The 23,373-nt window shown below is 68.5% G+C and carries 21 protein-coding genes; 11 read left to right on the top strand and 10 right to left on the bottom strand.

Going from position 1 to position 23,373, the window contains the following annotated elements; translation table 11 throughout:
• Positions 1 to 627 precede the first annotated feature (627 nt).
• Positions 628 to 753 (top strand): hypothetical protein, encoded by a 126-nt coding sequence (locus BSZ36_RS19995; protein WP_281253147.1) that lies wholly within the window; start codon positions 628 to 630, stop codon positions 751 to 753.
• A gap of 111 nt (positions 754 to 864) precedes the next feature.
• Positions 865 to 996: a hypothetical protein gene (locus tag BSZ36_RS20000; RefSeq protein WP_281253148.1), complete on the top strand. Its 132-nt coding sequence runs from the start codon at positions 865 to 867 to the stop codon at positions 994 to 996.
• Positions 997 to 1,077: 81 nt separating this feature from the next.
• On the opposite strand, the gene BSZ36_RS09580 is transcribed toward BSZ36_RS20000, so the two are convergent.
• The 5 genes from BSZ36_RS09580 to BSZ36_RS09600 all read right to left on the bottom strand — a co-directional run bounded on the left by BSZ36_RS09580 (position 1,078) and on the right by BSZ36_RS09600 (position 6,782).
• Positions 1,078 to 2,124 carry a bifunctional phosphoglucose/phosphomannose isomerase gene (locus tag BSZ36_RS09580; protein WP_094548326.1) on the bottom strand — a complete coding sequence of 349 codons (1,047 nt, stop codon included), beginning with the start codon at positions 2,122 to 2,124 and terminating at the stop codon, positions 1,078 to 1,080.
• A 571-nt stretch (positions 2,125 to 2,695) separates the two neighbouring features.
• Positions 2,696 to 4,525, bottom strand: a complete 1,830-nt coding sequence (gene ptsP / locus BSZ36_RS09585; protein ID WP_094548328.1) for a phosphoenolpyruvate--protein phosphotransferase — start codon at positions 4,523 to 4,525, stop codon at positions 2,696 to 2,698.
• 144 nt (positions 4,526 to 4,669) lie between these two features.
• Entirely contained in the window at positions 4,670 to 4,939 is a 270-nt protein-coding gene (locus tag BSZ36_RS09590; RefSeq protein WP_094548330.1) for an HPr family phosphocarrier protein, read from the bottom strand.
• Between the two features lie 75 nt (positions 4,940 to 5,014).
• Positions 5,015 to 6,010, bottom strand: a complete 996-nt coding sequence (locus BSZ36_RS09595) for a polyprenyl synthetase family protein (protein WP_094548332.1) — start codon at positions 6,008 to 6,010, stop codon at positions 5,015 to 5,017.
• A gap of 121 nt (positions 6,011 to 6,131) precedes the next feature.
• Positions 6,132 to 6,782 (bottom strand): adenylate kinase, encoded by a 651-nt coding sequence (locus BSZ36_RS09600; protein ID WP_094548334.1) that lies wholly within the window; start codon positions 6,780 to 6,782, stop codon positions 6,132 to 6,134.
• Positions 6,783 to 6,923: 141 nt separating this feature from the next.
• On the opposite strand from BSZ36_RS09600, the gene BSZ36_RS09605 reads away from it, so the two are divergent.
• Positions 6,924 to 7,661, top strand: coding sequence for a CDP-alcohol phosphatidyltransferase family protein (locus BSZ36_RS09605; RefSeq protein ID WP_094548336.1), 738 nt, complete (start codon positions 6,924 to 6,926; stop codon positions 7,659 to 7,661).
• Here the strand turns inward: BSZ36_RS09605 and BSZ36_RS09610 are convergent.
• From BSZ36_RS09610 to BSZ36_RS20005, 4 genes are all read right to left on the bottom strand, one after another.
• Positions 7,627 to 8,091, bottom strand: a complete 465-nt coding sequence (locus tag BSZ36_RS09610) for an MOSC domain-containing protein (protein WP_094548338.1) — start codon at positions 8,089 to 8,091, stop codon at positions 7,627 to 7,629. The two genes, BSZ36_RS09605 and BSZ36_RS09610, sit on opposite strands and share 35 nt — an antisense overlap.
• Positions 8,092 to 8,168: 77 nt before the next feature.
• The gene (locus BSZ36_RS09615) at positions 8,169 to 9,008 is read right to left on the bottom strand and encodes a DUF547 domain-containing protein (RefSeq protein ID WP_179271118.1); all 840 of its coding nucleotides are present in this window, start codon (positions 9,006 to 9,008) and stop codon (positions 8,169 to 8,171) included.
• Positions 9,009 to 9,212: 204 nt separating this feature from the next.
• Entirely contained in the window at positions 9,213 to 9,908 is a 696-nt protein-coding gene (locus tag BSZ36_RS09620) for a DUF1573 domain-containing protein (protein WP_094548341.1), read from the bottom strand.
• A 76-nt stretch (positions 9,909 to 9,984) separates the two neighbouring features.
• Positions 9,985 to 12,282 (bottom strand): alpha-ketoacid dehydrogenase subunit alpha/beta, encoded by a 2,298-nt coding sequence (locus BSZ36_RS20005; RefSeq protein WP_094548342.1) that lies wholly within the window; start codon positions 12,280 to 12,282, stop codon positions 9,985 to 9,987.
• 263 nt (positions 12,283 to 12,545) lie between these two features.
• Here BSZ36_RS20005 and BSZ36_RS09630 point away from each other — a divergent pair, with 263 nt between their 5' ends.
• From BSZ36_RS09630 to BSZ36_RS09665, 8 genes are all read left to right on the top strand, one after another.
• Positions 12,546 to 13,157 carry a hypothetical protein gene (locus BSZ36_RS09630; RefSeq protein WP_094548344.1) on the top strand — a complete coding sequence of 204 codons (612 nt, stop codon included), beginning with the start codon at positions 12,546 to 12,548 and terminating at the stop codon, positions 13,155 to 13,157.
• 6 nt (positions 13,158 to 13,163) lie between these two features.
• Positions 13,164 to 14,606: a T9SS type A sorting domain-containing protein gene (locus tag BSZ36_RS09635; protein WP_094548346.1), complete on the top strand. Its 1,443-nt coding sequence runs from the start codon at positions 13,164 to 13,166 to the stop codon at positions 14,604 to 14,606.
• A 168-nt stretch (positions 14,607 to 14,774) separates the two neighbouring features.
• Positions 14,775 to 16,481 carry an AbgT family transporter gene (locus BSZ36_RS09640; RefSeq protein ID WP_094548348.1) on the top strand — a complete coding sequence of 569 codons (1,707 nt, stop codon included), beginning with the start codon at positions 14,775 to 14,777 and terminating at the stop codon, positions 16,479 to 16,481.
• 218 nt (positions 16,482 to 16,699) lie between these two features.
• Positions 16,700 to 17,893, top strand: coding sequence for an L-2-hydroxyglutarate oxidase (gene lhgO / locus BSZ36_RS09645; RefSeq protein WP_094548350.1), 1,194 nt, complete (start codon positions 16,700 to 16,702; stop codon positions 17,891 to 17,893).
• Between the two features lie 115 nt (positions 17,894 to 18,008).
• Entirely contained in the window at positions 18,009 to 20,912 is a 2,904-nt protein-coding gene (locus BSZ36_RS09650; protein WP_094548352.1) for a glycosyltransferase family 117 protein, read from the top strand.
• A 91-nt stretch (positions 20,913 to 21,003) separates the two neighbouring features.
• A complete protein-coding gene (locus BSZ36_RS09655; protein ID WP_094548354.1) occupies positions 21,004 to 21,417 on the top strand; it encodes a hypothetical protein in 414 nt (137 codons plus the stop codon).
• Positions 21,418 to 21,419: 2 nt separating this feature from the next.
• Positions 21,420 to 21,881, top strand: coding sequence for an rRNA maturation RNase YbeY (gene ybeY, locus BSZ36_RS09660; protein WP_094548356.1), 462 nt, complete (start codon positions 21,420 to 21,422; stop codon positions 21,879 to 21,881).
• Positions 21,882 to 22,029: 148 nt separating this feature from the next.
• Entirely contained in the window at positions 22,030 to 22,320 is a 291-nt protein-coding gene (locus BSZ36_RS09665) for an HPF/RaiA family ribosome-associated protein (protein WP_094548358.1), read from the top strand.
• Between the two features lie 91 nt (positions 22,321 to 22,411).
• On the opposite strand, the gene metF is transcribed toward BSZ36_RS09665, so the two are convergent.
• Positions 22,412 to 23,365, bottom strand: a complete 954-nt coding sequence (gene metF, locus BSZ36_RS09670; RefSeq protein WP_094548360.1) for a methylenetetrahydrofolate reductase [NAD(P)H] — start codon at positions 23,363 to 23,365, stop codon at positions 22,412 to 22,414.
• Between the last annotated feature and the right edge of the window lie 8 nt (positions 23,366 to 23,373).

Genomic DNA, 23,373 nt, shown 5'->3' on the forward strand with positions numbered 1-23,373 from the left:
AGGCACGATAGGGCCGGTCTTCTGGCCGGGCAAGGGCACAACGCTGAGCCGGCCGTATGTGCGCTGGGCGGGCGCCAGAGGCGGGTGGGTGGTTAGGCCAGCCGGACCGAACCTCTGTAGTATCTGTGAATGAGAGTGACCTTCATGTCCCGTCAACTGCTCTGCCTACTAGCCGCCACCCTTTTCCCGGGATGCGCACCTCTGCTCGAATCACCCTCTGACATTGAGCGAAGGTGCGGAAGAGCGTATGCCCACATGATGGATGGGTGTGTCGCAGATTTCGCAGCCGCAGAACTGGGCCCGATCTCAGAATCGACGGGAGATCGCGTCGCGCGGATTCATTGGGGAGGAACGTCGATCGAGATTATTCAGGACACTTCTGGATGCTCTGCTACAGTCTACACATTCGGAGTTCGGCCGCCAGATAGCAGCTCTCGGCCTATTCCCTTCCTTAACGCGTTAGACGTCCCGGTGCGAGGCGGTTGCTCCCGGTTGTTGTCGGAGTTGGAAGCGCGAGGAGCGATGAGCACAGGAGATGCTCGATATGGAGGGGTGGTCTACTTCCATGACTTTACGACCCCGGTGATCTCGATGAGGGTCGGCTCGCGCACAAATGCGTTCGCGTTCATGTCCACAGGCCCCCAGTCATCCTACATCGACCTGGATGTCAAGCAGAGGCGACTTGAGGACATCTTTGTGGCCGCGTTCCCCGAGCACGCTCCTTACCGCAACGCAATGTGGTACAGCAGTTAGAAGCAACCGCCAGAGGCCTCTGGCGCCGCGCGAGCTTTCCGCGCGCACGTCGAGATCGGCCCCCGCCCCCCTACGTTGCCCGGACCAACCGCCTCCACGAGGCACACCCCCATGGGCGACAAATCACCGAAGTCCACGAACAAGAAGTCCAAACAGCACGACGCGAAGTCGGCCGCGACGAAGAAGCAGAAAAAGGCGATTCAGGACGCGAAGCACGTCGCGCCCGCCCCCGGCAAGAAGTAGCCGCGCCGCTCGCCAGAGGCTTCGGTGCGGCGGCCTCTGGCGAGCCTGGCGTTGGTCAAGCCCCGCCTCTGGCGCCAGAGGCTACCCCGCGAGGACGCCCTTGAGCTTCTGGATCGTCTCCACGGGCGTGGGGTCCACGCCTTTGCGCATGGCGAGCCAGAAGCTGGCCCAGTCTCCCAACTGCACGAGCGAGAGCATCCGCGCCAGAGGCGTCTCGCATTCGCTCTCGATCTCGCGCCAGCCGGCGACCCTCCGCGCGACGAGTTCTCGCGTGATCTCGAAGCGACGACGCACCTGCTTGTGGTCGCCTGCGTCGGTCAGCGCGAGGATCTGCATCCGGTCCGAGACCTCTGGCGGGATGGACTCGAAGGCCATGATCTCGTTGTGGTCCAGTTCGGGGAAGACATTGCCGTAGGCGGGATGCTTCGCGTTCTCGTGGATCTGCGTGCGCCAGCGCATCCCAACGGGTTCCAGCAGGCCGGGACCGGTGTAGACGACGGGCAGGTGTCCCTCCATCGCGCCGGAGACTTCGCGCGCGAGGTTGTTCCGGTCGTCCTGGTTGTAGGCGTCGGCACGCTCGCGGGCCTCTCCGAGGGCGGTCAAAAACTCGGAGTCCGTCAGCGAAAGCTGTCCCCCATCGCGAAAGGCGCGGAGGAGCACGCCGAGCGAGTAGCCCAGCGCCGCTCGCGGCTGCAAGCCGCCCGAGATCGTCACGACCGGCCGGCCGGCCATGCGCTCCGCCAGAGGCCCGCCCGATGTGATCGCAGCAGTCCGCGCACCGGAGGCCTCGGCGGCATCCAAGCCGCTCAGCGTCTCCTCCGTCCCGCCGGAATAGGACGACGCGATGACGAGCGTCCGCTCTCCCACCCACGCGGGTAGGTCATAGGCGCGGTTCACCACCACCGGCACCGTGGCCTCTGGCGCCGCAAGCGCGCGCACCAAGTCGGCGCCGATGGCCGAGCCCCCCATGCCGAGCACGACGATGCCGTTGAGGTCATCGGCGTCGAGGCCGAAGGCGTGCGCGTCCGCGCCGCGCTGCCAGCCCTCGGCGAGGTGATCCGGGAAGGCGGCGATGGCGCCGCGCATGTCTTGGGGATCGAGGTCGGCGTCGAACAGGGAGCGGGGCATGGGACGGAGAGGAATAGAGGGATGCGCGATGGAGGGATACGGCCTCTGGCGGAGCGCCGCGCCAGAGGCTCAGTATCGGCACGGGCGCGGGAATCCGTAGAGGCCGCTGCGGATGTGTTCGAGAGCGAAGCGCCAGAGGCTCCTGGCGATGTCGAACGAGGCGATGTCAACCGACTCCCTTTCCCCTGTGCAGGGCCAACACTCGTTAGATATCGTCATTCCCGCGCACGCGGGAATTCAGGGTGACGACTGCCAGGGGGCGCCGGTCTCGAACGCTCAGGAAGGAGCGATGCAACGGGACCGCCTCTGGCGCGCGTCCGGCGCGAATCCGGCCGGCGGGAAATTTGCCCGGTACTCTGGATTCCCGCCTTCGCGGGAATGACGCCGGGTGGGGACGGTGCCCGGATGCAAGAGGGACGCTCCAAGTGACACCGGAGGCAAGGCGACGTGCAGCACTGGCCCCGGCGCATCGTATCCAACCGGCCTCTGGCGCCAGAGGCCGGGCGCGCATCCGCCATTGGCCATTCCCTACTGACCACTCCCTACTGGCCACTCCCCACAAGCCTCTTACCTACCGCCGAACAGCGTCGTCGGCGCCGAGAAGCGCGGCGAGGTCGCGGTTGTGGCAGACGAGCCAGTAGTCCAGCAGGCGACCAACCGCGTCGGCGTCGGGCTGGCGGAGGGCGCGTGTGGCGAGGTCGCGGGCCTCGTCCATGGTGAGCGCGCGGAGCACGCGCTTGACGAGCGAGAGGTACGCCGGGCTGGCCGAGAGCGAGTCAACGCCGAGGCCGACGAGGAGCGGCGTGATGCGCGGATCGGCGGCCATCTCGCCGCAGACGCTGACGGGGATGCCTCTGGCGTGCGCGGCCTCCACCGTCTGCGCGATGAGGCCGAGCACGGCCGGGTGCAACTCGCGGTAGCGCCCTGCCACCAAGTCGTTGCCGCGATCCACGGCGAGGGTGAACTGCGTGAGGTCGTTCGTGCCGATGGAGAAAAAGTCCGAGACGCGAGCGAATCGGTCTGCCATAAGGGCCACGGCGGGCACCTCCACCATGATGCCGACCTGGATGTCGCTGCGGTGCTCCACTCCCGCCTCTTCCAACTCAGCGATCACCTCGCGGATGGCCGCGCGCGTCAGGCGCACCTCGTCCAACGACGAGACCATGGGCAGGAGCAGCCGGGCCGGCGCGTCGGTCTCGCCAGAGGCCGCGGCGGCGCGCAGGATGGCACGGATCTGCGGGCGCAGGATCTCAGGCTTGTCTAGCAGGATGCGGAGCCCGCGCCAGCCCAGGAACGGGTTGGCCTCGCGGCGCGCCATGGGCAACACCTTGTCGCCGCCGAGGTCCAACAACCGGAACGTGACGGCGTGCGGCGCCGCGGCGGCGACGGCATCTCGGTAAACCTCGAACTGCTGCTCCTCGTCCAGAGCGCGGCCCTGGGTCAGGAACAGCATCTCGGTCCGGAACAGGCCTACGCCCTCGGCGCCGAAGGTGTGCAGGAGCGGGAATTCCTGGGGGAACTCCACGTTCGCCTGGAGCGAGACGTGGTGGCCGTCGGCGGTCTCGGACGGCTCGGCGACCACCTCGTCGCGCGTGGCTTCCAGGTTCGCGAAGCGCGCCTGCTTTTCCGTGTAGGCCTCTCGCGTCTCGTCGGTCGGGTTGACGATCACGCGGCCGGAGAAGCCGTCCACGATCACTTCGTCGCCGGGGTTCACCTGCGCGGCCAGGCCGTGGAGGCTGACCGACGTGGGCACGCCAAGCGCGCGGGCCATGATGGAGACGTGACTCGTCGGCCCCCCGTGGTCTAGCACGACGCCGAGCACGCCGTGCCGGCTGAACAGCAGCACGTCCGCCGCCGTCAGGTTCTTGGCGATAACGATGCGGTTCTTGTCGATCCGCGAGACCGCCCGGCCATGCTGGAGGTTGCGCAGCACGCGGTTCTGCACATCGAAAAAATCGCCCGCGCGGTCACGGAGCAGCGGGCTGTCGCTGGCGAGGAGCCTCTGGCGGTGCTCGTCCAGCACTTCCTGCGTGGCCCAGCCGGCGCCCATGCGCCGCTTGCGGATAAAGTCGTGGACGCGGTCGTAGAACTGGCTGTCGCGGAGGATGAGCGCCTGGGCGTCGAAGATGCCTGCCGAGCCGTCGCCGAGCTTCTGACGCGCGATCAGGCGGATCTTGCCCAACTCACGCTCACTGCGCGCGATGGCCCGCTCGAACCGCTCGGCCTCCGCCTCGATCTCGTCCTCTCCCAACTCCTGCGGATCCGCCTGGTACGCCCCGCCCGCGTACAAATACACCGGCCCCACCGCTACGCCCGGCGAAACGCCGATGCCGTCCACGACGATCTCCCCGCGCGTCTGAGCGGCGGCGTCCGCGGCGTCGTGGAGTTCAGGGAGCGGCATCGGTGGGGACTGGGGACTAAGGGGTGGGGACGGGGGCTCGCAGAGACAGATCTCCTACGGAGAGCCTCTGGCGCCAGAGGCGAGCGATTCGGAGCGGACAGGAGGCTTTCTGCCAGTCCCTAGCCTCCGAAACCCAGCCCCTCACTACACGGGCTCTCCAAAGCCGGACTCGAAGAGCGCTTCGAGCGCGTCGGCGGCGTCGGCTTCATCGGGGCCGTCGAACTGGAGTTCAAGTGTGGCGCCCTGCTCGGCCGCGAGCGTCATCACGCCGATGATGCTTTTGCCGTTGATCTCGTAGCCGTCCTTCTTGATAAAGAACTCCGCGGCGAAGCGAGCGGCCTCGCGGACGATCATCGAGGCGGGCCGGGTATGGACCCCTGCGCGGTTGCGGACGGTGACCTCGCGTGTGAGCATGGGACGGACGGATTGGAGAGCGGCGAAGATAGCCGCGTGGCCTCTGGCGAAGCGGCGCGACGAGGCGGCGGGCGTCTACTTGCCGCGCGTGGCGAGGGCGTGGGCGAGAACGCGGAGGGCGTCGGCCGCGCCAGAGGCGGGCAGCACGTCCAGACCGGCTTCGCCCCGCGCGGCGTAAGCCTGCGCCTCGCCAGAGGCTTCGGAGAGCACGCCAAGCCGCTCCATACGCTCGCGGGCGTCGCCGATGGCCTCTGGCGCGAGGCCACCGTCGAGGGCGCCGTCGAAAAACGCCCGGTCGGCCTCGCGTCCCTCCTCGCCAGAGGCCTCGATGGCGCGCAGGAGGAGCCACGTGCGCTTGCCCTCGCGGAGGTCCCCGCCGATGGGCTTGCCGAGGTCGGCTTCGGTTGCGGCGATGTCCAGCACGTCGTCCTGGAGTTGGAAGGCGCGGCCGAGGGCGTGGGCGGCCTCGCGGAGGCGGCGGCGCTCGTCGTCGGACGCGCCGCCGATCAGGGCGCCGAGGTCGAAGGCGAGTTCGAGCAACGCGCCCGTCTTGCCGTCGATCATCGCGAGGTAGTCGTCGGGCGTGACGTCGTGGCGGGTTTCGAAGGCGAGGTCGAGCGCCTGGCCTTCGCAGAGGCTCGCCACCATCGCGTGATAGGATTCGAGCGCGTCGCCCAGGCGGTCCGTCTCGGTCCGGCGCAAGAGGTCGCCGGCGAGCGAGAACAGCAGGTCGCCGGCGAGGATGGCCGTGCTCGTGCCCCACTCAGCGTAGACCGTCGGCGCGCCGCGGCGCGTGGCGGACTTGTCCATGATGTCGTCGTGGACGAGCGTGAACGTGTGGAACACCTCGGTCGCGAGCGCGGCGGGCATCGCGCGGCGGCGGGCGTCCGCGCCCCCGAACGCCTCGGCGGTGAGGAGCACGATGGCGGGGCGCCACATCTTGCCGCGCCCACGCAGCGCGTGGTGGACGGGCGCGTAGAGCACCTCTGGCGTGGTGGGCACGTCGAGGACGTCGAGCGCGGCGTCGACATCAGCGACGGCGGAGGCGAGGGCGGGCGGAAGGCTGGACACAAGCGTGGGAAAGCGGAGGCCGTCACGAACGCGAGAGGCCGCGCCCGGATTCCAGGCGCGGCCTCGGCGGTTGCGCGCGGCGCGGAGGCCTCTGGCGCCAGAGGCTCAGGGTGTGGTGGGGCTAGATGCCGGAAAGCCCGCGGGTGTCCGCGATGGCGTCGGCGACGCGGCCCTGCACGTCGTCCAGTGCGCCGGTCCCGTCCACCTCAAAAAAGCTGGAGCGCTCGCGGAAGAACACCTCCAGCGGCTGCGTCTCGCGGTGGTACTCACCCAGGCGCGTGCGAATGGCGTCCGGGTGGTCGTCCGTGCGGTGCACGAGCCGGTCGGCGGGCACGTCCTCTGGCGGCGGGTTGAAGTCGAGGTGGTAGATCGCGCCCGTCTGCGAATCCGTGCGGCGGCGCGAGAGGCGCGTCACGATGTCCTCCTCGGGGACGACGAGGCTGACGACGGCGGTGATCGGCGCGTCGTGATCGGCGAGGTGCTGCATGAGCCACTCGGCCTGCGGGATCGTGCGCGGGTAGCCGTCCAGCACGAAGGCGTCGTAGTCCATCTCCTCCAGCTTTTCCGCGACGAGGCCATTGGTCACGGAATCGGGCACGAGGAGGCCGTCGCGGATGTAGCGGTCGGCGTCCTGGCCCAGGGGCGTCTGCGCCTTGATGGCGGCGCGAAACAGGTCACCGGTGGAGAGGTGCACGAGGCCGTGCTGCTCGGCGAGCCGCTTGGCCTGTGTGCCTTTGCCCGCACCGGGAGGGCCGAAGAGGACGAGACGCATCGGGAATGGGGGTAGGTGAGGGCGCGAAGATACCCGGCCGCGCCAGGGGCTCCTGTGAAGGGTGCGTCGCGTTCTCGGTTCCCGGGCCTCTGGCGCCAGAGGCCTCTGCGCCCCGCTACCTTCGCGCCCCCTCCCCTGCCGATGGCCCACGACCGAGAGATCCGCACCCTGACCGGCCGCTTTGAGCGGTGGGCGCTGCCGCGCATGGCGGCGCGGCTGCCGCTGTGGGTCACGCCCGACGTGCTGACGAGCGCGGGGATCGCCGCGGCGATGGTGGGCGGTCTCGGGTTCGTGCTCGCGGGGCGCACGGGCGCCCTCGCGTGGCTGCACCTCACGTCGCTTGCGCTCGTGGCGCATTGGGCGGCGGACAGTCTGGACGGCACGCTCGCGCGCCAGAGGCGGATTGAGCGGCCCCGCTACGGCACGTTCGTGGACCACACATCGGACGCGATCTCGGCGTGGCTCCTCCTGGGCGGGCTGGCGGCCTCGGGGCTTGTGCGGCCGTGGCTCGCGCTCGCCGCGCTCGCGGGCTACCTCTCGCACTTCGGCTTCGCTTTTGTCGTCGCCACCGCCAGAGGCGTGCTGCGCCTCGCGCCGACGGGCGGCCTGGGGCCGACCGAACTCCGCCTCGTCGTCATCGCAGCGTGCACGGCCGTGTGGGCGACCGGCAATCCAGCGTGGCCTCTGGCGGGCGCGATGTGGACCCTGTTCGACGGGCTCGTGGCGGGTGCGGCCGTAATCCTCGTCCTCACGTGGCTCGTCGCCGCGGCGCGCGAACGCGCAGAGCTTGCACGGCTCGATCCCACGCCAAACGGAGATCCGCCAGAGGCCTCTGGCGAGCAGACTACGCCGGGACGCGCACCGGATCGCCCGGCTTGACCTCGCCCTCCTGAAGGACGCGGGCGTACCAGCGCGTCTCGCCGGGCACGCGGTCGGGCTTGATGCGCTTGAAGTTGCCGCCCGCGAAGTAGGCCTTGATGGTGCTGCACGGCTCGACGCGCGAGGTGAGTTGGAGGCGCAGATCGTCGCCCACCTCGATCTCGCTGCCGACGTCCAGCACGCTCCAATCCAGCCCGGCGACCGTCAGGTTCTCCCCCACCGCGCCGGGGAAGATGGGGTGCCCCTCGTCCTGAAGCGTCTGGATCAACTCGACGGGAAAGAGGCAAACCGCTCGCTCCGGGCCGCCGTGGACCTTGGGGTGGTTCACGCTATCGCCCTCCAACCCGAGGCGGGTGACGTGCGCCGAACCCACCGCGCGCTTGGGGACGCCGCCATCGGAGACGTTGACTTGGAGGACGCGAGCGGGCATGACGCCAGAGGCTGTGAGCCCTCAAGATCCGCCGCCCAGGCCTCTGGCGCCAGAGGCCGCGCCGTCATCGCAGGAGGCTAGCGCGCGCGGTTGACGGTCCAGTCGTAGGCGAAGCGCACGTCGCGTGCGGCCTTGAGTTGGGCGCGCGTCTTGCCGCGAAGCGCCGAGCGGATCGCGGCGGCATCGCGGCGGTTGGCTGGCATCGCCGCCAGGAGCGCGTCGCCCAGGGGCCTCTGGCGTGTTTCCCAATCGGCGCCGTACCAGTCCGCGAGCGAGGAGAGCGTCACGGTCCCGCCAGAGGCGGTGGCGAAGCGGCTGGAGCCCGTCCACTCGCGCATCGCGCGGTCCAGCGTGGCGTTCAGCGACGACGCCGAAAACGCGCGCGGCTGGAGGCGCGGGCACGAAAGGGCCGCGCAGTTGAGCGCAACGTGGATGCGAGGATCCAGCCGCGACGGGCGCAGCGCGCGAAGCCCGGCGGGGACGCCGCCGCCATCCACCTGCCTCTGGCGCCGGAGCGCGCCGTGCTCGATCTGGTTGAGCGTTGCGCGGGTCCCGGCGATGGGGAACGGCGTCTCGAAAAAGGCACCGAAGAGAGACTGGCGCTCCAGGTTCGTCGCGCGGGGGTGTGCGAGGACGCGCTCCAGCACGCGAGCGTTGTAGGCGTTGACGAGGAACGCCGTTTTCTGCGCGTCCGTCCGGAGCGCGCCGGGGTCCTGGCTCGCGATAGCGCTCAGCGCCGCGTCCAGGTCGGCACGGTGCGAGCGCGCAAGAAGCGCGTAGTTCACGCGCCCATCGGGCTGCACCACGGCGCCCAGCACGCGGTTCAACGGCCCCTCCACATCGGACTGGGCCACGGCAGGCAGCGCCGCCAGAGGCAGCGCGAGAAACAGAGAGGCGAGCGCGAGGAATCGGGTCATGCTCCGAGAACGCGCCGCTGGCGGGAACGAGTGCGCGAGGGTTCGGAGGCCTCTGGCGCGCCGTTCCTTTAGAACAGCCCTAACAGAACCGGCTGTCGTTGCGAGCGCAAGCGAAGCCATCTCGACACGCCGAGGGTTGAGTGACGAGATCACCGCGTCACTGTGTTCCTCGCGATGACACCAGTAGGGTTTTGGTAGGCGGTCTTACTCTACCGTCGCAATGAGATGGAGCGTCTTGACCGGCTGTGCAGCGTCGTCGGTGTCCAGCGTGAGCGTGACCTCGGTCGTCTGCCCGCGCGCGGGCTCATCGATCATCGCCATCACGGCCATAACGTCGCCGGGGTAGATGGGGCGCTGCGGAAACACCGTCCGCACGCCTTCGCCAGAGGCCGTCACGCTCGCGATGCGCACGGGCCGGTCGCCGGTGTGCTGGAAGCGGAAGACCTCCTGCACCGGCGTGCCCGGCACGGGGAGCACCTCGGCGCGCTCGCGGTCGAACGTCAGCGCGCCCATCTCGACGCCCGCACCCACGAACGCCGCCGTCACTTCGCCCAGGATGCGGAGCGTGACCACGCCGGCCTCTGGCGTGGCGACCATCACGGTCTTCTCGAACGGGCCGGACCGGCCCTCGGAATCGAAGGCAACCGTGACCTCACCGCTGGCGCCGGGCGCGACGGGCTCGCTTGTCCAGCGTGGCGCGGTGCAGCCGCAGGAGGCTTCCACCTGGCTCAGCGCCAGAGGCGCATCGCCCGCGTTGGTGAAGCGGAACGTGTGCGTCACGGTCTTGCCCTCGGTGAACGTGCCGAAGTCGTGGCGCGGCGTCTCGAAGACGAGCTGGCCCTGGGCGTTCACGCCAGAGGCGAGGAGGAGAAGGATGGCGAAAAGGGAGAGGCGAAGCATAGAGAGAGGGGCAGAAACGGGAACGCGCCAGAGGCGACCGGGGCCTCTGGCGCGTGAAACAGACGGGGGCGGGCGTCTAGTACGCGAGAACGGCGCGGGCGCCCTCCATCACGTCGTCGTCCTGCGGAAGGACCACCTTTTCGAGCGGGTCCGCGTAGGGAATGTGCGAGAAGGCGCCGGCGACGCGCTTGACCGGCGCGTCGAGGTACGGGAACGCGGCGTCGGAGATCTGCGCGGCGATCTCGGCGCCGAAGCCCATGAACTCGTGGTCCTCATACGCGACGAGCACGCGGCCCGTCTTTTTGGCGCTCGCGAGAACCGTCTCGGTGTCGAACGGCATGAACGAGCGCACGTCGATCACCTCGACGTTTACGCCTTCCTTCTCCAACGCCTTCGCCACGTTGAGCGCCTTGTAGACAAGCGCGCCCCACGTCACGATGGTGAGGTCCGAGCCCTCGCGCGCGACGGCAGCCTTGCCGAGCGGGGTGAGGTAGTCCGCGCCGGGCTCGGGGCGCCGGGCGGGCCCCTGGCGGTAGAGCGCCTTGTGCTCCAAGAAGATCACCGGGTCCTCGCCGCGGATCGCGCTCTTGAGCAGCCCCTTCGCGTCGGCCGCGTTGGACGGCATGACGACCTGCAAGCCGGGGAAGTGGCTGAACATGGCCTCCACGTTCTGGCTGTGGCAGAGCCCGCCGTGGATGTAACCGCCTGCGGGCACGCGGATCACCATCGGGCACGCCCACTCACCGCGCGAGCGATAGCGGAAGCTGGCGACCTGGTTGCGGATCTGCTGCATCGCAGGCCAGATGTAGTCCGCGAACTGGATCTCGACGACGGGCTTGTACCCCGCTGCGGCGAGCCCGACCGCGCTGCCGATCACGCTGTGCTCCGCCAGAGGCGAGTTAAAGCAGCGGTCGCCGTACTTGGCCGTGAGGCCGCGCGTGGCGGTAAAGACGCCGCCCTTGCCGCCGCCCACGTCCTCGCCGTAGACGAGCACGCGCTCGTCGCGCTCCATCTCCTCGTCCATCGCGTGGTTGATGGCGTCCACCATCACGACGAGGTCGCCGGTCTCGCCAGAGGCCTCGTACTCGCGCGTGTCCTCGCCCTCGTAGTAGACGTGCGTCGTCGCCTCGGATGGGTCCGGGTCGGGCTCGGCCTCGATGGTTTTGGCGAGCGCGTCGATCTCCTTGGCGACCTCGGTCCGCAGCGCTTCCACCTCGGCGTCGGTCATGATGCCGGCCTCGATGAGGCGCGCGGAGAAGCTCGCGATGGGGTCCCGCTTGGCGTCGGCCTCGATGCTCTCGGCCGTGCGGTACTTCTTGTGGTCGTCCGAGGAGGAGTGCGGGAGCAGGCGCACCACGTCGGCGTGGAGGGCCACAGGCCCGTTGCCCGCGCGGGCGTGCGCGACGGCCGCTTGCGCGACGGCGTAGCTCTCGAAGAAGTCCGTGCCGTCGTAACGCATCCGGGCCATGCCGGGGTAGCCGCCAAGGATGGGCCAGATGGAGCCGCTGGCGGTCTGCTCCGAGCGCGGGACGGAGATGGCGTAGCCGTTGTCCTGCACGTGGAAGAGGACCGGCAGGCTCTCGCGAGCGGCCCAGTTCATGGCCTCGTGGAAGGCGCCCTGGCTCGTGGAGCCGTCGCCGCCGGAGACGTAGACCACCTTCTTCTCGCCCGCGCCGTTGTCGCCGTCGCGCTTGATGGCGAGCCCGAACCCGACCGCCGGCACGAACTGCGCGCCGACCGACGAGGACGTCGTCATGATGTTGAGGCCGCGGTGGCCGAAGTGCTCCGGCATCTGGCGGCCGCCGCCGAACACGTCGTCCTTTTTGGCGAAGTGCGCCCGTAGCACGTCCGCCGGCGTCATGCCGACTTCGAGCGACGTGCCCAGGTCGCGGTAGTACATGCAGAACCAGTCGTGCCCGCCTTTGAGGTGCGTCGCGAGCGCGACCTGCGCCGCCTCGTGCCCCATGCTGCCGATGTGGAAGAAGCCCTTTCCCTGCTTGAGCAGGGTCAGCATCTTGTCGTCCAGCTTGCGCGAGGTCATCATCGTGCGGAGCACAGCTTTGAGCTCGTCCGGGTCGAAGTCCTCCGGCCCGACGGGCGTGACCTCCAGGTCGCCTTCGGGGCCCTTGGCCTCGGCGTCCAGCTTGGCCTCTGGCGACGCGTCGTCGTAGGACTCGGTGATCTCCTCGATGGCGGTCTCGCCAGAGGCCTCTGTGGGCGCCGCGTCGTTTGCGCGAGCCTCTGGCGCGCCGTCGCCGCCGGTCTCGTCCGGCGTCAGGAGCGGGTGCGCAACGAAGCCGCCGTCGTCGGACGGCAGCGGCGCGGGCGGGAACGAATCGTCCTGAAAGTCGGGGGTCGGGTTGTCGGCGGCCATAGGGGGTCGAAAGAGGGGCGGATCGGAAGTCGCGCTGGAACCGCTTCCAGGCGGCGGGACGCAAAGGCGGAACGGGCAGGCAGGGTCTGCGCCGCCGGCCCTCGGAATATACCCGCAGGCCCCTGGCGGGGTCCCGAGTGGGACGCCCGGGCGCCGGTGCAGTTCTCCTCTTGCGCGCCAGAGGCCGGTGCAGAACCCTCTGCCTCCTGCCGCCCTATCCCGCGCCCGCACGTACTTTAGAGGCGCTCTGCCCCCCGCCGACGATGCATCGATTCCCCCTCCTCGCGCTGGTGCTCTTCGCCGCACCTGCTTTTGCCCAGGACGCCCTGGACTTCTCCTCGGACGCTCCCCGCGTGCTCCACACAGTAGTCACCGAGGTGAAAGGCCCCGACGGCACCCCGGCGATGTACCGGTACACGACGACCTACGACCCCGCCCGCGGCGAGTACGTCCGCACGGTTGAGGATGAGGCCTCTGGCGCGACGGTCAAGCGCGAGGTGCTGCCGTCCATCATGCGCGGCCCGACGCCCGAGGAGGCGGAAGCGGCACAACAACTCATCAAAGCCGACGTCGAGCTGTCCGCGCTGATCGGCGCGGCGGAGTACCCCGTAGAGGTGGTGGGCGGCTTCCCACTCGTCCGCGAGGCCGACGCGGGCTTCTGCGGCCCCGGCACGCGCTGCATGCAGTTCGACATCCTGGAGATGGTGCCCGATCAGCGCGCAGCCCGTCGCATCCGCTTCGTGGTCGTGGACATGCGCCGCGGCGAGGTCGTCGCGCGTGATCTCGACCCCGAGCTTCAGGGCAACCTCGCCAACCCCGCCATCCGCACCGATTCCCGGGCTCGCGGTCTCGCGTTCCCGTCCGACTCCCAGTAGGCTCCGATGACCAAGACGCTCTCTTTCCTCGCCGCCGCGCTGCTCTTCCTCGCGCTTGCGCCAGAGGCCCAGGCGCAGGTCGCGGCCACGGACCTCAACTGCACCACCAACAGCCGCAGCGGTGACCCCCGCGCGGCGCCCAACGGGCACATCTCCTGGCCTGCGGACGATCCCGTTTGGGAGTTCGACTTTCTCCGCCCCGGCAACAGCACCACGCAGGACGGCACAGGCCTCGAAATCCGCGACGTGTACTACGATGGGCGCTTGGTCATGAAAAAGGGCAACGTGCCCGTCCTCAACGTGGAGTACGACCCCGGCGCGGGCGGCTGCGGCTGCTTCCGCGACTGGCAGTACGACGAGTCCAGCTTTATCGCGGACGGCGTGGACCCGCAAAACACGTGCTTTGCGCAGTCCACGCCGGGCGACGTGCAGACCACGTGCGAATACGTCAACCGACCCACGTGCGACCCGCGCGTGACCAACCCCAACGCGTCGGGTTACTGCGGAGAGTCCCCATACCCGCAGAACTTCGGGTTCGAGGGCGTTGCCGTAGAGGACTACGGCGACGAGCTAGTGCTAACGATGCACACGAGCGCGGGCTGGTACCGGTACCGCATGAAGTGGCACTTCTACCTCGACGGCCGCATCTGGCCCGAGTACTCCTTCGCGGCCGGCCGCGCGACGTGCACCGAGAAGGGCCACAGGCACCACGCCTACTGGCGCTTCGACTTCGACCTGGAGGGCACGCCCAATAACGACATCGTGCGCGAGCACAACGCCGCTGGCGTCGTGATGCAGTTCGACCGCGAGGCTGACCGGACGTGGGGCAACCCCGCCGACGGTGTGTACTGGACGGTGGAGGACGCGCAGACGCGGAAGGGCTACGGCATCTACCCAAGCGACGAGGACCTCAAGCTGCCCATCGATGCCTTTTCCAAGACCGACGCGCTCGTGCTCCAATACGACGCGACCGAGATGGACGACGGCAGTGTGGGGTGCGCGATCGACTACCAGAGCGAGCAGAACAACGAGAGCATCGTCGGCGAGGACATCGTGTTCTGGTATCGTTCCAGCGCGCTGCACCAAGCCGGTAACCCCTGGGAGTGCGACATCGTGGGCCCCGAGTTGCGCCCGCTCACGTTCGGCGTCGCCGGAGAGCCGCAGCCTGCGACCACCGCGGACAACGGCTTCCGTCTGGACACGGCCGGACCCAACCCGTTCACGCCGTTCACGTCAGTCCGCTTCCAGATCCCCGAGGCGGGATCGGTCGTGCTCGACCTCTATGACTCGCTCGGCCGCAAGGTCCAGACGCTGTTCGAGGGCGACGTAGCCGGGCAGCGCGACGAGACGGTCCGCATCAACGGCTTCGGCCTGCCGAGCGGGACGTACACCGTCCGCCTGAGCAGCGGCGGCCAGCAAGCCACGACGCGCGTTGTGCTCGTGCGCTAGAGGCCTCTGGCGTTTCCGCCCTGCGGCCCGGTCTCCCAGCGGAGGCCGGGCCGTTTTCGCGAGGGGCGTGACGCCAGAGGCCCCGCGCGCGGCCTCTGGCGCGCAAGGTCCTGCCAGACGGAAGCCCCGCCAGATATCTTCCGGGCCGCCTCCCCACCCCGCTCCCGCATGTCCGACCGCCCCGAGCACCCCCTGATCCCCGACGGCGACGAGCCGATCACGCCCGACCCGAACCGCTCGCCTGAGTCGGTGAACTCCCCCGAGGAGTTCCCGCATTCACCAGAGGCGATTCCGAGCGCGGCCTCTGGCGAGACGGGGACTGAGCGCGGGTGGTTCAGCCGGTTCTTGAAGGCCGTGGAGTGGCTGGGCAACCTTCTCCCCCACCCGGTCACGCTTTTTGCGCTGTTCGCGCTCGCGGTCGTGATCATAAGCGGCATCGCGGGGTGGATGGACCTCGCGGTGGAGGACCCGCGGCCCGAAGGCGCCGGGGGCCGCGCCGAGGATGGCATGATCCGCGCCGTCAGCCTGATGACGGGCGAAGGGCTGCGGATGATCGTGAGCAACCTGGTGACCAATTTTACCAGCTTCGTCCCGCTCGGGACGGTCCTCGTGGCGCTGCTGGGCGTGGGCGTAGCGGAGCACTCCGGTCTGCTCACGGCGGGGATCCGGCTGCTCGTCCAGAAGGCGCCCGCGCGGCTCATGACGTTTGCGGTCGTGCTGGCCGGAATCCTTTCCAACACCGCCAGCGAGATGGGCTACGTGGTCCTGATCCCTCTGGCGGCCGTGGTGTTCCACGCGCTCGGGCGTCATCCTCTGGCGGGGCTCGCCGCGGCGTTCGCGGGCGTCTCCGGCGGCTACTCGGCCAACCTCCTCATCGGCACCGTGGACCCGTTGCTCGCGGGCATCACGCAAGAGGCCGCGCAACTGATCGACCCGACGTACGAGGTCCACGCGGCGGTGAACTACTACTTCATGGCCGTCAGCACGTTCATGATCGCGGGGATCGGCACGTGGGTGACACACCGGTTCGTGGAGCCGCAACTGGGCACGTACGACCCGTCCAAGGCCGGCGACGACGTGCCGCCGCCGCGGATGGAGGCTCTGGCGCCGCGCGAGGTGCGCGGGCTGAAAATGGCCGGCCTCGCGATCCTGGGCGTCATCGCGCTGTTCGCGCTGACGATCGTGCCGGAGTGGGGCGTGCTCCGCGACCCCGAAACGGGCGACGTGCTCAGGAGCCCGTTCCTGCGCGGGATTGTGGCGCTGATCTTCGTGTTCTTCCTCGTGCCGGGCGTCGTCTACGGGTGGGTGACGGGCAGCATGAAGTCCGACAAGGACGTGGTGGACGGAATGGCGAAGTCGATGTCCACGCTCGGGCTGTACATCGTGCTCGTGTTCTTCGCGGCGCAGTTCGTGGCCTTTTTCGGCTGGACCAACCTCGGCGCCATCCTCGCCGTTACGGGCGCCAACGGGCTGGAGGCGGCGAATCTCACCGGCCCGCTCGTGTTCATCCCGTTCATCCTGATGTGCTGCTTCGTGAACCTCATGCTGGGCAGCGCGAGCGCGCAGTGGGCGGTGACGGCGCCCATCTTCGTGCCGATGCTAATGCTGATCGGCTTCTCGCCAGAGGTGATCCAGGCCGCGTACCGCATCGGCGACTCCACGACCAACATCATCACGCCGATGATGAGCTACTTCGGGCTCATCCTCGCCTTTGTCGTCCGCTACGACCGCAAAGCCGGCGTGGGCACGATGGTGGCGATGATGCTGCCGTACACCATCTTTTTCCTTATCGGCTGGGTCGCGTTGTTCTACCTCTGGGTGTTCGGGCTGGGCCTGCCGGTCGGGCCAGAAGCGCCGACGTTTTACACGCCCTAGGGCCTCTGGCGTCGAAGCCTCTGGCGCTCGGCGCGAAACGCGGACACACCACACGCGGACACACCAGCGGTGTGTCCCTACGCGAGTTCGAATCCCAGCCCACCCGTCCGACAACGGCTATCCAGATCTCAGGTGTAGGGCTTCGGATGCTGCACGACGTGCCGATACTCCCGGAATGAACCCTCTCCCCCACACCCGCGCCGCTGGCGCCAGAGGCCGTGCCTAAGCGCGTCGTCATCATCGGCGGCGGCATTGTGGGGCTGGCGACGGCCCGCGCGCTCGTCGCCAGCGGGAGGCCTCTGGCGATCACGATCCTGGAGAAGGAGAGCACCGTGGCGACGCACCAGACGGGCCGCAACTCGGGCGTGCTTCATGCCGGGCTGTACTACCGCCCCGGCTCGCGCAAGGCGCGGCTGTGCCGGGAGGGCAAGGCCGAGATGGAGGCCTACTGCACCGAGCGCGGCATCCCGTGGACGCGGAGCGGCAAGCTCGTAGTCGCCGTTGCGCCAGAGGAACTCCCGCGCCTGGAAGCCTTGCGCGAGCGAGCGGGCCAGAACGGCGTTGAGGTAGAGCGCCTCGCGCCAGAGGCCATGCGCGAGCGCGAGCCGCACGTGTCGGGCGTGGGCGCGCTCTGGGTGCCGGAGACCGGCGTGGTGGATTACGGCGTGGTCTCACGAGCCCTCGCAGCCGAACTCCGAGAAGCGGGCGTGGACATCCAGACGGGCGTAGCGGTCACGGGCGGGCACGAGACCGCCTCTGGCGTCGTGGTGGAAACCGAGGCGAGACCCGTGGACGCGGACGTGCTGGTCAACTGCGCCGGGCTCTTTGCCGACCGCGTCGCGCGGCTGTTCGGCGTCGCGCCAGAGGTGCTGCTCGTTCCTTTCCGCGGCGAGTACGCTGACCTCGCGCCACAGGCGCACCATCTGGTTCGCGGCCTGATCTACCCGGTCCCGGACCCCGCCTTCCCGTTTCTCGGCGTCCACCTCACGCGCTCGGTGGATGGACACGTCCATGCCGGACCGAGCGCGGCGCTGGCGTTCGCCCGCGAGGGCTACACGTTCGGGACGCTCAAGGTGGGCGAGCTCGCCGAGTCGCTCGGCGCCAGAGGCTTCCGCACGCTCGCGCGGCAGCACTGGCGGATGGGGCTCGGCGAGTTGGGCCGGTCCGTCAGCCTGGGGGCGTTCTGGCGCGCGGCGCGGCGGCTGGTGCCGGAGCTCAAGCGCGAGCACGTCGCCAGAGGCTCCTCTGGCGTCCGCGCGCAGGCGGTGCGGCCAGACGGGTCGCTGGCGGACGACTTCGTGATCGAGCAGACGCGGCGGGCGGTGCACGTCATCAACGCGCCGTCTCCAGCCGCGACCGCCTCGCTGGCCATCGGGCGGGAGATCGCCGCCGAGGCGCTCGCGAGGGCGTAGAGGCCTCTGGCGCCAGAGGCCCAGACGGGGCACGAAGAGGCCGTGGCGCGGGGTTAGCTTCCGGCGGCGCAAAAATCCGCGCCACTCTCCGATTTTCGACCTCAGGCCCCCCTGCATGTCCGGGAAGCAACTCGACCGCCTCGTCGCGGCAGGCGTTTTCGTCTACGCCCTCGTCCTCTACCTCGCCTCGATGGCCGAGACGTCCCCGTTCTGGGACTCCGGCGAGTTCATCGCCATCTCGTACGGGTTGCAGGTGAGCCACCCGCCGGGCGCGCCCTTCTACATGATCGTGGGTCGCTTTTTCGCGATGTTCGCGCCGCTGTTCTCGGCGTTCTCGCCCGAGCCGGTGGCCTTCGCGGTCAACCTCGTATCGGTGCTCAGCAGTGCGCTGACGGTTTTGCTGACGCACATCGTGATCGTGCGCCTCTCGCGGGTCTGGCTGGGCACGCCGGAGACGTGGTCGGGATGGCAACGCACGGCGGCCAACGTAGGCGGCGCGATCGGCGCGCTGACGTTCGCGGCCACGGACTCGTTCTGGTTTAACGCTGTCGAGGCGGAGGTCTACGGCATGTCCATGCTATTCACGGCGGCGGTCGTGTGGCTGGCGCTGGTCTGGCGCGAGCGCACGCGCGAGGAGGAGGCCTCCATCCGCGCCAGAGGCGACCACCCGTTTGGGCTTCACGCAGACCGGCTCCTCGTGGCCATCGCGTACCTCTTCGGTTTGGCCATCGGTGTCCACCTCCTGAACGTGCTCGCGCTGTTCTTCGTCGCGCTGATCGTGTACTTCGAGAAGGTGGAGCGCGCGGAGTGGACGGCGGGTAAGAACACGCTAATGATGCTCGCGACGGGGCTCGTGGCATCGGTCATCTTCGTGGCGATCTACCCCGGCGTGGTGCAGTGGCTGCCCACGATGGCGGCAGCCGTTGGGTCTCCCCTGTTCTTCCTGTTCTTCGTCGTGGCGGTCTTGGCCGCGGCGGTCTGGTGGACGCAGAAGAACCACAAGCCTATCGCGAACCTGATCGCGCTTTCGGCGACGGTGGTCATCATCGGGTACTCCTCGTACGCGGTCATCTTTATCCGCTCCGGCGCCGATCCGCCCATCGACGAGAACGACCCGGAGACAGCGGACGCCATCGTGAGCTACCTCAAGCGCGAGCAGTTCGGCTCCACGCCGTTGCTCAAGGGCTACACCTACGAGCCCTCGTCCGGCATGGTCGGCTACGTCGCCGACGCGTCCGGTCAGCTCCGCGAGGCGCCAGAGGTCACGTTCCCGCGCCGTCACTCGATGGACCCGAACCACATCAACGTCTACCGGGAGTACAGCTCGGACATGGACTACTTCATTCGGTACCAGCTCGGGCACATGTTCGGGCGGTACTTCATGTGGCAGTTCACCGGGAAGGCGGCCGATACGCAAGACGCGAGTTGGATCGCGTTCCCGTGGCAGAAGTCCGACGCCGCCGGACTGACGCCGAGCGAGAGGGCCGGCCAGAATGCGTATTGGGGGCTTCCGCTCCTGCTCGGATTGCTGGGCCTCGCCTTCCACACGCAGAAGGATTGGCGACGGGCGCTGGCTGTGTTCATCCTCTTTATCGTCTCGGGCGTGGGCATCATCGTCTACCTCAACCAGACGCCGATGCAGCCGCGCGAGCGCGACTACTCGTACGTCGGGGCGTTCTTCGCCTTCTCACTGTGGATCGGCATCGGGGCCACAGGCCTGGTGCAACTCACGGCGGAGGCGTTGAAGAACAGCGCGGCGATGCAGAAGTGGGCGCCTCTGGCAGTGGGTGCGCTCATCTTCGTCGCCGTGCCCGGGTGGATGGCCGTCGAGAACTACGACGACCACGACCGCTCCGGCCGCCGCATCGCGACCGACTTCGCGCGCAACATGTTGGAGAGCACGGCCCCCAACGCCATCCTCTTCACCAACGGCGACAACGACACCTTCCCGCTGTGGTACCTCCAGGAGGTCATGGGCGTGCGCCGCGATGTGCGCGTGGTGAACCTCTCGCTGCTCAACACGCAGTGGTACATCAAGCAACTCAAGAACCAGTACAGCCGCGACAGCGCGCCGCTGCCGTTTACCCTTACGGATGCACAGGTGGACGGTCTCCAGCCGGTCTACGACTTCCCGGCTGGGGAGTACTCGCTTCCGGTGGACCGCCAGAGGCTGCTCGACGAGACCGTTGCGGGCCGCCTGGACCCCGCTTCGTTGCCGACAGAGATGCGGTGGAACCTGAAGGGGCGCCCGAGCCCGATCTCCCAGGATCGGAGCGCGCTCTACGTGGCGGACATCGCGGTCTTGGACATTTTGAAAGCCAATGCGGAGCAGGGATGGGAACGGCCCATCTACTTCGCGTCCACGGTCGGGCCGGATTCAGAACTCGACTTGCAGCCGTTCTTCCAGAACGAGGGGCTCGCGCGGCGCGTCGTCCCGATCCAGCGCCCCGGCGTTGGCCCCGATGGGTTCGTCGTTCCTGAGATCGCGCAGGACCGCCTGAGCAAGTTCAAGTTTGATGGCCTGGCCGATCCGAGCGTGTACCTGGATCAGAACGCGCGCAGCATGGCCGACAGCTACCGCCGGACGGTGGGCAGCCTCGCGTCGGGTCTTGCCGAGAAGGGCCAGCGCGACGAAGCGCGTGCGCTTCTGGCGCGGATGGACAGAGAGATCCCTGCCTCCACGGTCCCGGCGTCGTTCGCGAGCCTGTACACGCTTGCCGAGGCGTACAGCGTACTCGGAGACAAGCAGGGCCTGGTAAGCACAATGCAGCGCGCCGAGGATCAAGCCCTCGCACGCTTGGACGCGGCGACAACGCAGAGCCAGCAGCAGACCGCGCTCCAGTACATCCAGCTCGTTCAGATGGCGTACATCACCGGCGAGGCGTTCGACGCCGCCGCGGCCTTCTCCAACCGCCTGGCCGACAAGGTGGGCGATCCCGCCATCCGCCAGTCGGCCGAGCAGTTCCGCCAGCAGGCCGAAGCCATGAACGCCCCGCCAGAGCCCGCCGCGCAGCAGTAGCCTCTGGCGCCCGAGCCTCTCCCCCCACGCCTCTGGCGCGGCCCTGTCCCCGCCAGAGGCGTACCTTCCGCCTCCGCTTCCCGCCACCTGCATGGCCCTCTCCCCCGCCGACTTCGACCGCATCGCTAGCGCGCTGGGCGTGGACCCCGAACGCGAAGGCGACCTCGTCCGGTTCTCGCTCTCCGACGCCGCCAGCGGCCGCACGCTCGTGCTGGAGATCATGCCGACAACCGACGACGGATCGCTCGTGACGGTGTACAGCCAGGTGGCGCACCTCCAGCTTCAAGGATGCGAAGCGGTCGTCGCTTCAGAAGAGCTGGGAGAGGCGCTGTTCATGGCGCGTGAGGGGGCGCGCGTGAGCGGCCTCGTCGTAGAGCGCGGCGCCGGGTGCTCGCTCTATGCCAACGTCCCCGAGCGCCTCCTCTCCGCCGACTTCACGTCGCTCGCGCCAGAGGTGATGCAGAGCGCCGTGGTGCTCTCGCTCGGCGAGACGATGTTCGAGTAGGGATGGAGACCGAGGGAGCGGGCGCGGAACCGCCAGAGGCCTCTGGCGGCCTCGACGTGTACCTGGAACACGAGAGCCTTTCGCTACGCGAGGCCGACGTGCGCGCCCTCGCTGACCGCATCGCAGCGGGCGAGAACGTGCGGTGGCACGAGGTCGGCATCATCCTGGGCGATCACGCGCTCGTTCACGACCTCAACCGGGAGTGGCTGGGCCACGACTGGGAAACCGACGTCGTCTCGTTCCCGCTCGATGAGGAGGCACGCGCCAGAGGCGTGATCGAGGGCGAGGTCTACGTGGACCTGGACACGGCGCGCGAGGTCGCGCCAGAGGTGGACGCGACGTTTGAGCACGAGGCGCTTCGATACGTCGCGCACGGGTTGCTCCACTTGGTGGGGTACGACGACGCGACGGACGAGGAGCGGGCGGTCATGAGGGGCCTAGAAGACCGCTACCTGGCAGGCTGACGGCCTCTGGCGGAACCATCGTGCGACGGCGGAGGGGATTTGGTCGGATTCGTTTGCGTTCGGCGGCTTCGGTGACTATTCATGGAGACGGCGTGAACGAGGACGAGCGGTCACGCCCTGGATCCGTTCACCAGCTTCCACTCTGGACATGCAGCAACCTCGCATCACCGCCCGACAGTTCGACGCCAGCGATGGCCTCCGCGCACACATCGCCAAGCAGATGGGCAGCCTCGACCGTTTATACGACGGGATCCACGACCCGCGCGTCGTGCTCGCAGAGCAATCCGGTAGCAAGCGAGCCGAAGTCGCACTCCGCGTCTACCGTCAGACGCTCACCGCCAGCGCCGAAGCGAGTTCTCACGAGTCCGCCGTCGACGAAGCCGTCCGCCAGATGCGCCGCCGCGTCCTCCGCTACAAAGCCCGCCTGAGGCGGAAGTAGCTCCTTCTCCCCGCTTTTAGACGCCAGAGGCCACTCGTCCGCCTCTGGCGTCGCTGTATCTAAGGGCCGCCCCGCTTCCGTCGGCAGGAAGCTAAGCCCGCAGCGGCTCCACCACCCGCTGCACGTGCGCGGGGTTGGACATGATGTAGAAGTGAATGCCCGGGGCGCCAGCGGCCAGCAACTCCTCGGACTGCTGGCGGGCCCACTCGATGCCCACGTCGGGCACGCGCGCGTCGTCGGCCGCTTCGACCTCAGCGGCGAGGGCTTCCGGGATCTCGACCTTGAACGTGCGGGGCAGCGTGCGGAGGTGTCGCTTGGTGGTCAGGATCTTCAAGCCTGGAACGATCGGGACGTTGATGCCCACGTTTCGGCAGCGCTCGACGAAGTCGATGTACTGCGACGTGTCGAAAAACATCTGCGTCACGATGTAATCCGCCCCGGCCTCCACCTTCCGTTTGAGGTTGAGCACGTCCCACGTCCGGTTTGGCGCCTCCTCATGCTTCTCGGGGTAGCCGCCAACGCCGATGCAGAAGTTCGTCGGCGCCGCATCCAGCAGCCCCTCGTCCAGATACTCGCCTGCGTTCATCGCCGAGATCTGGCGGACGAGGTCTTCCGCGTACACGTTGCTGCTCCGCCCGGGCCTCTCGCGTTTGGCGACGCTGACATCATCCCCACGGACAGCCAAGACGTTGTGGATGCCGAGGTAGTTGAGCTCGATCAGCGCATCTTCCGTCTCCTCTCGCGTGAACCCCCGGCACAGCACGTGCGGGACGGCGTCAATGCCGAAACGGTGCTGGATGGCAGCGCATAGCCCTAGCGTGCCGGGCCTCTTGCGCTTGACGCGGCGCTTGATTGTGCCGTCGGGCATCTCGTCATACGTCGCCTCCGCCGCGTGGCTCGTCACGTCGATAAACGGCGGATCGAACGGCTTCAGCGCGTCCACGATTTCCAGCACGTCCGAAACCGAGCTCCCGCGCTTTGGCGGGATGATCTCGTAGGAGATAAGCGGCTCGGTCGCCTGCTCGTAGTGCTCGATGACTTTCATGGGAGACC

The organism is Rubricoccus marinus, assembly GCF_002257665.1.
Lineage (GTDB): Bacteria > Bacteroidota > Rhodothermia > Rhodothermales > Rubricoccaceae > Rubricoccus > Rubricoccus marinus.